This window comes from Kitasatospora xanthocidica (assembly GCF_014656195.1).
Classification (GTDB): Bacteria; Actinomycetota; Actinomycetes; order Streptomycetales; family Streptomycetaceae; genus Kitasatospora; species Kitasatospora xanthocidica.
The window spans coordinates 154,327-168,755 of record NZ_BNBY01000012.1; the positions used below are offsets into that span (position 1 = coordinate 154,327).

Below are 14,429 nucleotides of genomic sequence, written 5' to 3' on the forward strand. Positions count from 1 at the left end.
CCCGACGCCTCCCGCCCGCCGCTACCGTCCGTCCAGGGCGGGGCGGCCCTCGCGGAGTATGGCCGCGACCAGCGCGGCTTCGCCCGGCCGGGCGAAGTACCAGCCCTGGGCGGTGTCGCAGCCGGTGAGCCGCAGCCGTTCGGCCTGGGCGGCGCTCTCGATGCCCTCGGCGGTGACGGTCAGGCCGAGGGTGTGGGCGAGCTGCACCATCGCGCCGACGATCTGTTCGTCGGCGTCGCTGCGGCGGGAGCCGAGCCGGGGGAGGCCGGGGCGGTCGGCGGCGGGGGCCGGGTCGCGGAAGCCCTCGATGAAGGTGCCGTCGAGCTTCAGCACGTGCACCGGGAGCCGGGAGAGGTAGGCCAGGTTGGAGTAGCCGGTGCCGAAGTCGTCGATCGCGATCCGCACGCCCATGTCGGCGAGCGCCTGCAGGGCCTGCAGCGGGCGTCCGCCGGGGCCCAGCAGGGCGCTCTCGGTGATCTCCAGCTGGAGCAGCCGGGCCGGCAGGGCGGTGAGCTCGAGGGCGCGGGCGACGTCGGCGACGATGTCGGAGTCCCAGATCTGACGGGCGGCCAGGTTGACGCTCACGAAGGTCTCGGTGTCCGGGAACTCGGTGAGCCACTGCCGGGCCTGGCGGCAGGACTCCTCCAGCACCCACTTCCCGAGCGGCACGATCGCGCCGGACTCCTCGGCGAGCGGGATGAAGCGGTCGGGGGAGAGCGTCCCGTAGCGGGGGTGGCGCCAGCGGACCAGGGCCTCGGCCCCGTGCACGGCGCCGTCGGCCAGGCCGACCAGCGGCTGGTACTCGATGGTGAACTCGCCGCGCTCCAGGGCCGGCCGCAGTGCGGTGGCGAGCAGTTGGCGGGTGAGCTGGTGGGCACCGCGGTCCGGGTCGTAGAGGGTCCAGCGGGCGCGGCCGTCGGCCTTGGACCAGTAGAGCGTGGCGTCGGCGTCCTTGACCAGGTCGGTGGGGGTGGTCTCGTGCACGGACCGCTCGACCACGCCCACGCTGGCGGTGATCACCAGGCGGTGCCCGGCGATGTCGAAGGGGCGTTCCAGCGCCTCCAGGATCCGGCCGGCCAGCTCGGTCAGCTGCTCGCTGCCCAGGCTGTCGGTGACCAGGACGGCGAACTCGTCGCCGCCCATCCGGGCCACCAGGTGGGTGTCGTGCCCGTCGAACCCGCGCCGCAGCCGGGTGGCGACGGCGATCAGCAGCTGGTCGCCGATGTGGTGGCCGAGGGCCTCGTTGATCGCCGCGAAGCCGTCGAGGTCCAGGTAGCAGACGCCGACCCGGCGGGCGTCGCCGAGGGCCGGGGCCGGGGTGGGCTCCCCGGTCACCGAGAGGCAGGCGGCGTCCAGCCGTTCGAAGAAGTAGGTGCGGTTGGGCAGTCGGGTCAGCGGGTCGTGCAGGGCCTGGTACTCCAGGCGGTCGCCGAGCCGCCGCTGCTCGGTGATGTCCTCCACCAGCGCGAGCGTGTAGAGGGGGCGTCCGGCGCCGTCCCGGATCAGCGAGACGGTGACCTTGCTCCAGACCTCGTGGCCCTCGCGGTGCTTGAGCTGCTTCTCCACGCGGAACCGTTCCCGCTCCCCGCGCACGAGTTCGGAGAACAGCCGGTCCGGCATGCCCTCCGGGTCGATGATCTCGTGCAGGTGGGTGCGGACGAGTTCGCCGACGCTCCGTCCGATCAGGCTGGCGAAGGCGGGGTTGACCTCGATGATCCGGTCCTCGGGGTCGATCAGCGCCATGCCGATGACCGCGTCGCAGAAGGCGGCCCGGAACCGGGACTCGCTGGCCCGCAGGGCGGCCAGCAGCCGGTCGGCCCCGCCGCCGTCCGCCCGGCCGGCTCCCGCGGCGGCGCCCCGGTGGATGCCGTCGGCGAGCGGGGCCGAGCAGGTGGGGCAGAGCAGCACCTCGGGCTCCTCCAAGGTCCCGCAGGCGCCGGGGCCGACGGCGACGGAACCTGCGACACCGGGGCCGACGGCAACGGGACTGGCGGCAGCGGAACCGGCGGCCGGGTCGATGACCGGCGCGGCGAGGTGGCGGTGGTGCGGTGATTCCTCGTGCCGCACGCCCGGGTGGTGTGCGTCGGCCCCCTCGTTCTGGCCCGGCACGGCATGCTCCCGTCCGCTGCTGACGCTTGACGATGATTCCGGCCGGTCATTCGGGCTCCCGGCGGCCGGCTCCGCGCTCTGTCGCGGTCCTCGGGGTCGGTCCGCTGCGGGACGCCCGCCGCGGGGCGTTGTCGCGCGGGGACCCGCGTGAAGGAACAGGGCGCTTCGGCCGATCATAGGCCGCGACGGCAACGCGCGGTGACCGCCGCCAGGGTGATTCGCCCTCTTTGTGATCATGGATGGCGGTACGTGCAGACGCCCCCGGTACACATCACATGATGTGCGCCAGGGGCGTGCGCGCCGAAGCCGCGCCCTCGGGCGCCGGTTGCGCGCCGGGGCGGGGCGGTAGCGGAGGAGGAGAGGACTACGGCGCGGCCGAACCGAGCCGGGCCGAGCCGGGCCGCGCCTGGGCGGCGTCAGGCCAGCCGGGCGGTGAGGGTGATGGTGGTGCCGGTCAGGGCCTGGCTGACCGGGCAGTTGGCCTTGGCGTCCTGGGCCGCCTTGGCGAAGCCCTCCTCGTCCAGGCCGGGGACGTCGCCGGTGACGGTCAGGTGGATGCCGGTGATGCCCTCACCCGGCTGGAAGGTGACGTCGGCCTGGGTGTCCAGCGTGCGGGGCGGGGTGCCGGCGCCGGCCAGGCCGTGCGAGAGGGCCATCGAGAAGCAGGACGCGTGGGCGGCGGCGATCAGCTCCTCCGGGCTGGTCTTGCCGTTGGGCTGCTCGGTGCGGGCGGGCCAGGACACCGGGTAGGTGCCGATCCCGGAGGAGACGAAGGTCGTCTGGCCCTGCCCGTGGACGAGGTCGCCCTCCCAGGCCGTACGGGCGGTGCGGGTGGTTGCCACGATCGGTACCTCCATTGCCGGGGCCACGCATGGGGCCATGCGGGGGCCTTCAGGGGGACTGCTCAGCGGTCACTTCCGGTCATGCACGCACCAGCCTACGGGCAGCCCCGCCGCCGGCCCGGCGTGTCACGCCGTGCCGTGGGCCTGGTGGCGCGAGGGTTTCCGGCGGGGCGCCGGAGGTCCGGGCGGCTGTCCGGATCGTGGACGGATCCGTCCAGCGGTGCGGGCCCGCAGCGGGCGCCCTGTTAGATTTGCCCGGGCCCGAGCCCGGCCGCCGTACGGTCGGGCGCCCACTCAGACACCGGGAGCCGACCCGATGACGGACCACCCCACGACCCCCGACGCCGGCGTGACCGAGGGGATCGACGACGCCGTACGGGCCGAGCTGACCAGCCTGCGCGAGAGCATCGACAACATCGACGCCGCGGTGGTCCACATGCTGGCCGAGCGCTTCAAGGCGACCCAGCGGGTCGGCCGGCTCAAGGCCGAGCACAAGCTGCCGCCGGCCGACCCGGCGCGCGAGCGGGACCAGATCAAGCGGCTCCGGGAGCTGGCCGCCGGGGCGAAGCTGGACCCGGTCTTCGCCGAGAAGTTCCTGAACTTCATCATCGCCGAGGTGATCCGCCACCACGAGGCCATCGCCCGCGCCTGAAGGGGCGGCCGCGTCGGCTGACGGGAGTCCCGCCCACGCCCGGAGCGAGGCCGGAGCGAGCCCGAGGGACGTCCGGCGCGCGCCCGGAGCGCCTCGGGAGCCTTCACGGAACGCCCCCGCGACGTTCACAGCGGGCGGCGGGCGCTCCCGGCGATGTCGGTGGCGACTAAATGACCGATTTCGTCAGGCTCCACGGTTGGCGTAGCGTGCGGGTTTCCCCAGCCGGAGAGGTGGAGCAGCGACGATGGCGGTGAACCTGCCCGAAACGCCCAGCGGAGCCCCCAGCGATTCCGCCGTCCAGGAGGTGTCCGGCGGCCGCGCCGAGGCCCGCCGCCGGGCCCGCGGTTCGCGCGGCCGCAGAGCCGCCCGCCCGGACGGGAAGGGCCGCTCCGGCCGTCGTCCCCGGCCGTGGTGGATCGAGCTGCCGGTGATGGCCGCGGTCGGTCTGGTGGTCGCGCTGCTGATCAAGACCTGTCTGTTCCAGGTCTTCTCCATCCCGTCCGGTTCGATGGAGAACACGCTGCGGATCGGCGACCGGGTCGGCGTGAACAAGCTGGCGCCGCTGACCGGCTGGGAGCCGGAGCCGGGGCAGCCGGTGGTGTTCAAGGACCCGGGGGGCTGGCTGCCGCCGCAGCCCGCCGACCCGAACCCGTTCACCAACGCGGTGAGCTCGGCGCTCAGCTTCGTCGGGCTGGTGCCGCCGAAGGACGACAACTACCTGGTCAAGCGGGTCATCGCGACCGGCGGCCAGACCGTCCAGTGCGAGGGCAGCACCCTGAGCGTCGACGGGCGGAAGGTCGACGAGCCGTACCTGCACCCGGGGGACGACTCCTGCGCGGGCCTGGACTTCGGCCCGGTGAAGGTGCCCGCCGGCTACGTCTGGGTGGAGGGCGACCACCGCAGTGACTCCGCGGACTCCCGCTTCCACCAGCACGGCCCCGGTGGCGGCGCCGTGCCGGTGGGCAACGTGGTCGGCCCGGTGTCGGGCGTCGTGTGGCCGCTCGATCACCTCGACTGGTTCGGCTGGACCGGCCGCTGACCCGGCGCTCGGCGGTCACCCGCTCGCGCGGGCCCGGCCCGTCGCCCCGGCGGATCCGCCCCGGCCCTACGGAACCGGAGCTGAGGCCGGATCCGGAGCCGGAGCCGAAGCCTGAGCCGGCCCCGGTGCCGGCCCCGGTGCCGGCTCCGCGGCCGTGACGGGAGCCGTGGCGGGGACCGCGACAGGAGCCGTGACCGCAGCCGCCTCGGGTGCGTCCGCCGGCTTGCTCGCCTGCGCCGCGAAGGCCCCGGTCAGCACCAGCAGGCCGCCCGCGATCTGCGGGAGCCCGAGGTGTTCGCCGAGCAGCACCCAGGCCAGCACGGTGGCGACGACCGCCTCCAGGTTGGCCACCACCCCGGCGACCGGCGGGGAGAGGTAGCCGACCGAGATCACGCCGGTCAGGTAGGCGAGCACGGTCGCGATCAGGACCATCCACAGGGCCGGGACGTACGCGGGCAGGCTGTGCCCGTTCATCACCACGTCGCCGCCGAGCAGGCTCCAGTCGGCCTGCCAGGGGCGGGTGAAGGCGGTGAGCAGGACGGCGCCGATGAGCAGTCCGTAGGCGCTGACGGCCAGCGGGTCGACCGGGCGCTCGCCCCGGCGGCCGGCGTCGGCGAGCAGGAAGTAGCCGACCTGGCAGAAGGCCGCGCCGAGGGCGAAGAGCACGCCCAGCGCGTCGAAGCTCAGGCCGTTCCAGACCTCGACCACGCAGGCCAGCCCGGTCACCGCGACGCCGGCGCCGATGGCCGCGCCCCGGCTGATCGGCTTGCGCTGCACGAACTTGACGTAGCCGATCAGCAGCGGCGGCCCGAGGTACTCGATCAGCAGGGCGACGCCGACCGGGATGCGGGAGATCGCCGCGAAGTAGCAGGCCTGGACCCCGGCCACGGCGAGCAGGCCGAAGCCGAGCAGCAGGCCGGGACGGCGCAGGACGGCGTCCCGGTGCCGGTAGGCGATCGGGAGGAGGGCGACGGCGGCGCCGGCGGCCCGCAGCCACACCACGTGCAGCGGGGAGAGCCCGGCCTCGATCAGCGGCTTGGCCGCGGTGCCGGAGCCGCCGAAGGCGAGGGCGGAGACCAGGGCGAGGCTGAGGCCGAGGGTTCTGCCCGAAGGGAGGGTGGGCGAGGCCGTTGATCTGTGCACCGACGCATTGTGACAGTCATACCGATGCTTCGGTAAGGCGCCATTTCGTCATTTGGTCCTGCACAGAACTGTGCGCAGCGGCACAATCACCCGGGTCACCCCATCACCCGCCCGCCGACCCCGCCCCCGTGAGCGAGTCCGCCCCGACCGGGGGCTGGACGGTCGGCTGGGTGGTCGGTGTCGGGGTCGGCTGGGTGGTGGGTGTCGGCTTGGGGGTGGGCCGCACGGTCGGCCGGGAGGTGGGCGTGCTGGTCGGCTGGTCGGTCGCGGGGGCCGTCGGTGTGGTGGTGGGTCCGCCGCCGGTGCCGCCCGTCGGGGTGCTCTGACCGGAGCCGCCCGGCGGGGTGGCGCCGGTGCTCGGGCCGCCGGTGGGGGCGCCCGTCGACGGGGTGCCGCTCGGCGTGCTCGGGGCGGTCGGCAGGTCGGTGGCGCCGGAGCGGTCGTCGTCGGCCGGGGTCGGGAAGTCGGTCACCGGCTGGCCCTTGAGCGCGGCCTTCATGTAGCCGGTCCAGATCTGCGCCGGGTACTGGCCGCCCGCCGCGCCGTCGATCCCGCCGACGCCGCTCAGGCTGACCTGGGCGCCGGTGCCCGGGTCCTGGCCGAACAGGGCGACGGAGGTGACCAGCTCGGGGGTGTAGCCGACGAACCAGACCGACTTCTGGTCGTCGGTGGTGCCGGTCTTGCCCGCCGCCGGGCGGCCGAGCGCCTTCGCCCGCCAGCCGGTGCCGCCGGGGTCGCTCACCACGCCCTGGAGCATCGAGGTGACCTCGTTGGCGGTGTCCGCGCTGATCGCCTGGGTGGTCTTGTGCGCGGGCAGCGGCACGCTCTCGCCCTCGCGGTCCACGGACTGCACCAGCCACGGGGTGATCTGCTTGCCGCCGTTGTCCAGCGTGGCGTACACGCCGGCCATGTCGAGCACGCTCGGGGTGGCGGTGCCCAGCGGGATGGACGGCAGCGGGTCGAGCCCCGGGGTGTTGCCGGGCAGGCCCAGCGCGATGCCGGTGTCCTTGACCTTCTGCAGCCCGGTGTCCTGCGCGAGCTGGGCGAACGCCGAGTTGACCGACCAGTCGGTGGCCTGCTGCAGGGTGATCTGGCCGTAGCTCTTGTCGCCCTCGTTCGGCGGCGCGTACGCGGTGCCCTTGCCGCCGCGGACCTTCCGGCCGCTGGTGCCGTCGTAGACCGTGCGCGGGGTGACGGTGCGGCCGTCCTGGGTCTTGGCGTCGTTCTCCAGGGCGGCGGCCAGGGCGATCGCCTTGAAGGTCGACCCGGCCTGGTAGTCGCGCCGGGTGGCGTTGTCCACGTAGTGCTTCACGTAGTCGACGCCGCCGTACAGGGCGACGATCGCGCCGCTCTTCGGGTCCACGGAGACGGCGCCGGCCTGGGCGGCCGCGTCCTTCTTCCGCTTGTCCGGGTTCAGGGTGTCGTGCAGCTGGGTCTGGACGGAGTCCTGGAGGGCCTGCTGGCGGCCCGGGTCGATGCTCAGCTTGACCGTGTAGCCGCCCTTGGCCAGCTCGGTCTCGCTGATGACCCCGGTCGAGGTCAGGTACTGGGTGGCCGCGTTCACCAGGTAGCCGGCCTGGCCGGACAGGCCCGGGTTGGGCTGCGGGTCGCGGACGTCGGGGAAGGTGGTGGCGGCCCGCTCCTCGGCGGGGAGCCAGCCCTCCTTGACCATGCCGTCGAGCACGTAGTTCCAGCGGTTGACGGCGTTCTGCTTGCCGGCCGCGGTCGCGGTGGCGACGTCGTAGGCGCTCGGCGCGTTCAGCAGGGTGGCCAGGTAGGCGCCCTGGGCGGCGTTGAGCGCCGAGGCGTCGATGCCGAAGTACGCCTGGGCGGCGGCCTGGATGCCGTAGGCGCCGCGGCCGTAGTAGGAGGTGTTCAGGTAGCCGGAGAGGATCTCGTCCTTGCTCTCGGTGGCGTCCACCTTGATCGCGATGAAGAGTTCCTTCACCTTGCGGGTGACCGACTGCTTCTGGTTCAGGTACGTGTTCTTCACGTACTGCTGGGTAATGGTGGAGCCGCCCTGGGTGCCTTCGCCCTTGGCGGTGTTGACCGCGGCCCGGAGCAGGCCCTGGACGTTGACCGCGCCCTCGTTGTAGAAGTTGCGGTCCTCGGCGGCCAGCGCCGCGTGCTGGGCGGCGGGGGAGACCTTGTCCAGGGTGACGTTCTGCCGGTTGGTCTGGCCGGTGCGGGTGATCACCGAACCGTCCGAGTAGAGCCAGGTGTTGCTCTGCGCGGTCGCGGCGGCGTGCGCGTCCGGGACCTTCACCAGGGCGATCCCCAGCGCGAACAGGCCGACGCCGAGCAGCAGCGCCGAGGCGAAGCCGAGCAGGGTCATCCGCCAGGTGGGTATCAGCCGGCGCCAGCCGGTCCGCTTCGGACGGCGCGCCTTCTTGCCGCCGGGCCCGCCGGAACCGCTGGACGAACCGGCCGCACCGGACCCGCCGGCGGGGCGCTTGAACCGCTTGACCGGGCGGAGACTGATCGACGGCGTGCGAGGGCCGCTCTGGGCATTCCTGGGCAAAGCGCGGCCTTTCCTGCAAGCGGGACGAAGCAGCCTGCACGGGCGGGGGGACATCGGTGGTTCGGGACCTTTGCCCCGGTTTCCGGTTGTACTGCCCTGGACGAGCGGGACGGGCCGGATGGCTCCGCCGGATCGCCAATCGAGACCGACATCACACACAAATCGGACTTCGAGGGCCAAAAAATCGGGGAGCCCCTCGCTGCTGCGAGAGGCTCCCCGATGTCTGTGCGCCGCCAGGGACTCGAACCCCGGACCCGCTGATTAAGAGTCAGCTGCTCTAACCAACTGAGCTAGCGGCGCCTGCTGACCTGGAAAACAATACACGGTCCCGAGGGGTGCCTCGAACCGGCCCCGGTCACCCCCGCCCGATCCGTCCCTTTCCTTCCGGTTGGGCCGGAGTTCGCCGCTGGTTAGGGTGGAACCGTGCCCAGCCCCCAGCCAGGACGCCGCACCGGGCGGACGACGGTCGCCGCGCTGCTGCTGCTCAGCGCCGTGGCGTACACCGCCTGGGTGCTGGAGGTCGTGCTGAGCACCGGGCTCGACCCGGTGCAGGCGTACATCAGCGAACTCGCCGCCGAGGACCAACCACTGGGCGGCCTCTTCCGGGCCACCGACCTGGTCGCCGGGCTCTGCCTGCTCGCCGCCGCCGGCGCGGCCCTCGGCACCGGCCTCGCCGCCGGGTGGGCCGACCGCCTCCGGCACCGCCGCTGGGCACTCGTCGGCTGGTCCGCCCTCGCCCTGTTCGGCGCCGCGACCGCCGCCGACTCCCGGCTCCCGCTCAGCTGCACCCCCACCAGCGACGAGATGTGCGCCGCCCGGGAGACCGCCGGGCTCGTCCCCGCGACCCACACCGCGCACGCCGTCACCAGCAGCCTCGCGATGGCCGGCGCCCTCACCGCACTGGTCGCCCTCACCGTCGCCGCCCGCCGCTACGGCCGGTGGCCGCCGGTGCGCCGGTTCGGGCCCTGGCTGCTGGGCGCCGAACTGCTTGCCACCGGATGGAGCCTCGCCGCGATCGCCGCCTTCCAGGCCGGGCACGGCCACTGGGCGCTCGGGGCCGGGCAGCGGCTGCAGGTGCTGCTGGTCGCACTCTGGCTGGCCGTCCTGGCCCTGGGCGTCGCCCGCTCCGACCGGGAGGACCGACGGGACCGGGAGAACCAGCAGGACCAGGACGGCGGACCGGAGCCGCGCCGCCCGGCCGAGCCGTCCCCGGAACGGAGGCCGGCATGACCACCCCCGGCGACCCCGGCACCCCTGGCACCCCCGCCACCTCCCGCGACCCCCGCACCCACGCGCGCTTCCTGCGCGTCGACGGCGTCCCGCTGCACGTCCGCACCGAGGGCAGCGGCCCGGTCTGCCTGCTCAGCGGTGGTCTCGGCAGCAGCTGGTTCGACTGGGACCTCGTCGTCCCGTTCCTCACGCCCTACCGCACCGTGGTCCGCTTCGACCGGCCCGGTTACGGGCTGAGCGCCGCCGAGCCGGCCACCGGGCGGCCCGCCCCGACGGCGGTGGGCGAGGCCGGGCGGATCCTGGCGGTGCTGGACGGCCTGGGGCTGCGCGGGCCCTGCACGGTGGTCGGCCACTCGCTGGCCGGCTTCCACGTGGAGGCCTTCGCCCGGCTGCACCCGGAGCGGACCGCCGGGCTGGTCCTGGTCGACGGCAGTGTCGAACCGGCGGCCCGGCCGTACCCGGCACCCGGGGCGCGGGACCTGGCGGCCCGGGCGGTGGCCGGTGTCGCCTCCGCCCTCGCCGTGCCCTACCTGCTCGGCCCGACCGCGCGCCGGACGACTGCCCGGCTGTCCACCGTCCGCCGCGAGGACCTCGCCCCGGCGCCGCTGGTCCGGCACTGCTACCGCACCGGTCGGGCGCTGCGCGCGCTGCTGCGGGAGAACGCGCGCTACCTCGACGTGGCGGCCGAACTGGCGGAGCTGCGGCGCACCCGGCCGCTGCCCGAGGACCTGCCGGTCACCGTGCTGGCCGCCGACGACGGCTGCCGGACCCGCCGGACCGAGACCTGGCTGGCCGAGCAGCGGGAGCTCGCGGCACTGCTCCGCGCGGACTTCCGTACGACGGCTCCGGCCGGGCACCTGGTGATGTTCGACCGTCCGGACGCGGTGGCCTCGGCGGTGCTCGACACCCGCTGAGCACCGTGCTCGACACCCGCTGAGCACACCCTCAGTCGCTGCTGGACCTGATCCGCTGGACGGCCCGCGGGACGGGCAGCTCCCCGGCCAGCTTCCGCGCGGCGCGCCGGACCGGGGCGCCGGGCCGGCCGGGGTAGAGGCGGTGGTCCAGGGAGGCGACGTGGATCAGGGCGGCCAGTTGCCGGTCCCGTTCGGCCGTCGGCCGGCCGGCTCCGCCGTCGGGGGCCAGCAGGGTGGCGGCGACCCGTGCGGCCGTCTCTTCCCTGAGGTCGGGCCGCAGCAGCCGGTGGGTGCGCCAGGGCAGACCGAGGAAGCGTTTCTCCTCCACGGCGTAGTACCCCGCCGCGGTCAGCCGGTCGAGGTGGAACCGGTGCCCGGGCGGGTCGGGGACCTGGGCGAGCGCCTGGTCGAGCCCGGGGCGGAAGCGGCTCTTGCCCCTCGCCTCCAGCCGGGCCAGCACCCCGGCCGCGACCTCGTCCCGCGCGCCGAAGGGCTGGTAGCCGGTGATGCGGTGCTTCTCGACGGTGACCGCGCCGCCCAGCACGAGTTCGGCGAGGACGGCACCGGCGACCACGTGGTGGAACTGGCTGGCCGGCACCCGGAAGCGCCCGTGGGCGGGATGGGCGCAGAGCAGCAGCAGTTCCTCGGGGAGGGGAAGGACGTCGGAGAGGCTCACGGAGCCCAGGTCTACCCGTCCCGGAACGTCTGGGAACGTCCGGGAACGACTCAGGCCGCCCACCGGAGTGGACGGCCTGAGACCTTGCCATGTGCGCCGCCAGGGACTCGAACCCCGGACCCGCTGATTAAGAGTCAGCTGCTCTAACCAACTGAGCTAGCGGCGCCTGCTGACGTCGAAGACATTACACGGCGCGGGCCCGATCCACCGAATCGTGCGCGGGCGGTCACCCGCCGTGAGCGTCGGCGGGCGGCGGCTCCGGGTGGTGGCAGGCCGCCTGGTGGTCGGCCCCGGGATCGCCGGTCAGCGCCGGTCGCTCCTGCTCGCAGCGGGTCCGGTCGGCCGGGGTGGTGAGCCCGGCGTAGCGGGGGCAGCGGGTGCGGAAGGGGCAGCCGGCGCGGCGCTCGGTGGGGGAGGGCGGGTCGCCGGCGAGCAGGACGCGGTCCCGGGCGCGTTCGGCGGCGGGGTCGGGCAGCGGGACGGCGGAGAGCAGGGCGCGGGTGTACGGATGCCGGGGGCGGTCGAAGACGGCGGAGACCTCGCCCTGCTCGACCGTCCGGCCGAGGTACATCACGCTGACCCGGTCGGCGAGGTGCCGGATCACCGAGAGGTCGTGCGAGACGAACAGGTAGGAGAGTCCGAGCTCCGCCTTGAGCGCCTGCAGCAGGTTGAGCACCCCGGCCTGGATGGAGACGTCCAGCGCGGAGACCGGTTCGTCCAGCACCAGCAGCTTGGGGCGGACGGCGAGGGCGCGGGCGATGGAGACGCGCTGGCGCTGGCCGCCGGAGAACTGGTGCGGGTAGCGGACGGCGTGCTCCGGGTCGAGGCCGACCTGGCGCAGCAGCTCGGGCACCCGGCGGGCGATCTCCGCGCGGGGGGCGCGCTGGGTGAGCAGGGGTTCCGCGACGATGTCGCCGATCGGCATCCGGGGGTCGAGGCTGGCCATCGGGTCCTGGAAGACGATCTGCAGTTCGGCGCGCAGCCGGTGGGCCTCGGCCCGGGTGAGCCGGGCGGTGTCGTGGCCGAGCAGTTCGATCCGGCCGCTCTCCGGGGCGCCGAGCCGCAGCAGTTCGAACAGCGTGGTGGACTTGCCGGAGCCGGACTCGCCGACCAGGCCGAGGGTCTCGCCCTCCCGCAGGTCCAGGTCGACGCCGTCGACCGCGTACACCTCGCCGACCTTGCGCTTGAACACCGTGCCCTTGAGGAGCGGAAACGTTTTGCCAAGGCCGCTGACCGCCAGCACCGGCGCCCGCCCGGAGCGGTCGGAGCGGTCGGAGCGGTCGGAGCCATCGGAGCGGCCGGAGCGGCCGGAGCCGCCGGAGGGCGCGGGCAGCTCGGGCACGGGGTAGACCTCGGCCGGCGCGGGCCGGCGGCCGGCGAGCTCCGCCGACCGCACGCACGCCGACAGGTGGTCACCCGCCCCCTCCGAAGCGGGCTCCAGCACCGGCTCCGCCGTCGAGCAGCGGTCCTGCGCCAGCGGGCAGCGCGGCGCGAACGGGCAGCCCGGCGGCAGCTCGGCCATCGGCGCCGGGGCGCCGGGGATGGGTACGAGCGGACCGCCGCGCCCGTCCAGCCGGGGCAGCGCGCCGATCAGTCCGAGCGCGTACGGGTGGTGCGGGGCCTCGAACAGTTCGTCCACGCCGGCCGTCTCGACCACCCGTCCGGCGTACATCACCGCGACCCGGTCGGCCGTCCCGGCGATCACCCCGAGGTCGTGGCTGACCAGGACGAGCGCGGCGCCGGTCTCCCGGCGGGCGGTGCGCAGCACGTCCAGCACCTGGGCCTGGATGGTGACGTCGAGCGCGGTGGTGGGCTCGTCGGCGAGCAGGATGTCGGGCTCGTTGGCGACGGCCATGGCGATCATCGCGCGCTGGCGCATGCCGCCGGAGAACTCGTGCGGGAAGCTGTCCAGGGCCCGGTCGGGCGCGGGGATGCCGACCAGGTCGAGGAGTTCGGCGGCCCGGCGCCGCGCGGTGGCCTTGTCCACCCGCTGGTGGATCCGGACCGCCTCGGCTATCTGGTCGCCGATCCGGTAGACCGGGGTGAACGCGGAGAGCGGGTCCTGGAAGACCATGGCGACCCGGCGGCCGCGGATCGCCGCGAGCTCCTTGCCCGGCAGCCCCACCAGCTCCCGGCCGTCCAGCCGCACCGACCCGCTGACCCGCGCCGTCCCGGGCAGCAGTCCGAGCACGGAGAGCGCGGTGACGGACTTCCCGGAGCCGGACTCCCCGACGATGCCGAGGGTCTCGCCGCGCCGCAGGGTGAGGTCCACCCCGCGGACGGCGGGGACCGGGCCGTGCGGCCCGGCGAAGTCCACCCGAAGGTCCCGGACGGCGAGCAGCGGGGTGTCGACGGTGGTGGTGTCGAGGGCGGTGGTCACGGGCGCTTCCTACGGGGGCGACGGCGGGGCGCGGCCCCGGAGGTGGGGTCGAGCGCGTCGCGCAGCCCGTCCCCGATCAGGTTGACGGCGAGGACGAAGACCACCAGCAGGCCGGCGGCGAAGTAGAACAGCCAGGGGAAGACCGGGGCCTCGCTGGTCCCGGCGGCGAGCAGGGTGCCGAGCGAGACGTCCGGCGCCTTGACCCCGAAGCCGAAGTAGGAGAGCGCGGTCTCGCTCATCACCGCGCCGCCGACGGCGATGGTGGCGTCGATGATGAGGAAGGAGGCGACGTTCGGCAGGATGTGCCGGCTGATGATCCGCAGCGGCCGCACGCCCATGAACCGCGCGGCGCGGACGAATTCGCGCTCGCGCAGGGAGATGGTCATCGAGCGGACCACCCGGGCGGTGATCATCCAGTTGAACAGCGCGAGGAGCAGCACGAAGGCGATCCAGCCGGCGCTCTTCAGCCGGGACGAGACGATGGTGATGATCAGGAAGCTGGGGAAGACCAGCATCAGGTCCACCAGGAACATCAGCGCCCGGTCGGCCCAGCCGCCGAAGTAGCCGGCGCAGGCGCCCACCACGGAGGCCAGCACGGTGGAGAACAGCGCCACCAGCAGGCCGATGACCAGCGACTTCTGCAGCCCGCGGACGGTCTGCGCGAACACGTCCTGGCCGACCCCGTTGGTGCCGAACCAGTGGTCGGCGGACGGGGGTTGGTGCAGAGCGGAGAAGTCCGGGGCGGCGTAGTCCCAGGGCGTGAGGTACGGGCCGCCGAAGGCGAGCGCGAACAGCAGCAGGACGACGACGGTCCCGGTGACGGCGCCGCGGGCGGCGAGCAGCCGGGCGAGGACGAGCCGTCCCCGGCCGGTGGACCGGGGTGCGGTGGCCGAGGCGGAGGGCTCGGCGACGGTGGTGGTCAT

At 74.3% G+C, this 14,429-nt stretch carries 11 protein-coding genes and 2 tRNA genes; 4 read left to right on the forward strand and 9 right to left on the reverse strand.

The features are described 5' to 3' along the window. Positions 1-21: 21 nt before the first annotated feature. Positions 22-2,109: a putative bifunctional diguanylate cyclase/phosphodiesterase gene (locus IE332_RS22430; RefSeq protein ID WP_229928810.1), complete on the reverse strand. Its 2,088-nt coding sequence runs from the start codon at positions 2,107-2,109 to the stop codon at positions 22-24. Between the two features lie 416 nt (positions 2,110-2,525). Beyond that, the gene (locus IE332_RS22435) at positions 2,526-2,951 is read right to left on the reverse strand and encodes an OsmC family protein (protein ID WP_189919331.1); all 426 of its coding nucleotides are present in this window, start codon (positions 2,949-2,951) and stop codon (positions 2,526-2,528) included. Positions 2,952-3,267: 316 nt separating this feature from the next. On the opposite strand from IE332_RS22435, the gene IE332_RS22440 reads away from it, so the two are divergent. After that, positions 3,268-3,603, forward strand: coding sequence for a chorismate mutase (locus IE332_RS22440; RefSeq protein WP_189919333.1), 336 nt, complete (start codon positions 3,268-3,270; stop codon positions 3,601-3,603). A gap of 244 nt (positions 3,604-3,847) precedes the next feature. Continuing rightward, entirely contained in the window at positions 3,848-4,642 is a 795-nt protein-coding gene (gene lepB / locus IE332_RS22445) for a signal peptidase I (RefSeq protein ID WP_189919335.1), read from the forward strand. A gap of 66 nt (positions 4,643-4,708) precedes the next feature. Here lepB and IE332_RS22450 read toward each other — a convergent pair whose 3' ends face one another. From IE332_RS22450 to IE332_RS22460, 3 genes are all read right to left on the reverse strand, one after another. Continuing rightward, positions 4,709-5,785, reverse strand: coding sequence for an EamA family transporter (locus tag IE332_RS22450; RefSeq protein ID WP_189919337.1), 1,077 nt, complete (start codon positions 5,783-5,785; stop codon positions 4,709-4,711). 103 nt (positions 5,786-5,888) lie between these two features. After that, complete coding sequence (locus IE332_RS22455) at positions 5,889-8,306, reverse strand: transglycosylase domain-containing protein (protein WP_189919339.1); 2,418 nt, start codon at positions 8,304-8,306, stop codon at positions 5,889-5,891. 226 nt (positions 8,307-8,532) lie between these two features. Further along, a tRNA-Lys gene (locus IE332_RS22460) sits at positions 8,533-8,606 on the reverse strand. A 123-nt stretch (positions 8,607-8,729) separates the two neighbouring features. Between IE332_RS22460 and IE332_RS22465 the strand changes: the two genes are divergently transcribed. Together IE332_RS22465 and IE332_RS22470 are read left to right on the forward strand one after the other, a co-directional pair. Then, entirely contained in the window at positions 8,730-9,536 is an 807-nt protein-coding gene (locus tag IE332_RS22465; protein ID WP_229928811.1) for a DUF998 domain-containing protein, read from the forward strand. Next, positions 9,533-10,450, forward strand: coding sequence for an alpha/beta fold hydrolase (locus IE332_RS22470; protein ID WP_189919341.1), 918 nt, complete (start codon positions 9,533-9,535; stop codon positions 10,448-10,450). Before IE332_RS22465 ends, IE332_RS22470 begins: the two co-directional genes overlap by 4 nt. Before the next feature lie 31 nt (positions 10,451-10,481). Here the strand turns inward: IE332_RS22470 and IE332_RS22475 are convergent, their stop codons facing one another. The 4 genes from IE332_RS22475 to IE332_RS22490 all read right to left on the reverse strand — a co-directional run bounded on the left by IE332_RS22475 (position 10,482) and on the right by IE332_RS22490 (position 14,429). After that, a complete protein-coding gene (locus IE332_RS22475) occupies positions 10,482-11,126 on the reverse strand; it encodes a GOLPH3/VPS74 family protein (protein ID WP_189919343.1) in 645 nt (214 codons plus the stop codon). Between the two features lie 92 nt (positions 11,127-11,218). Next, a tRNA-Lys gene (locus IE332_RS22480) sits at positions 11,219-11,292 on the reverse strand. Between the two features lie 60 nt (positions 11,293-11,352). Then, on the reverse strand, positions 11,353-13,506 hold the full coding sequence (locus IE332_RS22485) for a dipeptide ABC transporter ATP-binding protein (RefSeq protein ID WP_189919352.1): 2,154 nt from the start codon (positions 13,504-13,506) through the stop codon (positions 11,353-11,355). Next, complete coding sequence (locus IE332_RS22490) at positions 13,503-14,429, reverse strand: ABC transporter permease (RefSeq protein ID WP_189919354.1); 927 nt, start codon at positions 14,427-14,429, stop codon at positions 13,503-13,505. The genes IE332_RS22485 and IE332_RS22490 overlap by 4 nt, the downstream gene beginning before the upstream one ends.

Excerpts from the sequence above, each read along its gene's own strand:
- IE332_RS22440 (WP_189919333.1), top strand. The coding sequence starts at position 3,268 with ATGACGGACCACCCCACGACCCCCGACGCCGGCGTGACCGAGGGGATC.
- lepB (WP_189919335.1), top strand. The coding sequence starts at position 3,848 with ATGGCGGTGAACCTGCCCGAAACGCCCAGCGGAGCCCCCAGCGATTCC.
- IE332_RS22470 (WP_189919341.1), top strand. The coding sequence starts at position 9,533 with ATGACCACCCCCGGCGACCCCGGCACCCCTGGCACCCCCGCCACCTCC.
- IE332_RS22490 (WP_189919354.1), bottom strand. The coding sequence starts at position 14,429 with ATGACCACCACCGTCGCCGAGCCCTCCGCCTCGGCCACCGCACCCCGG.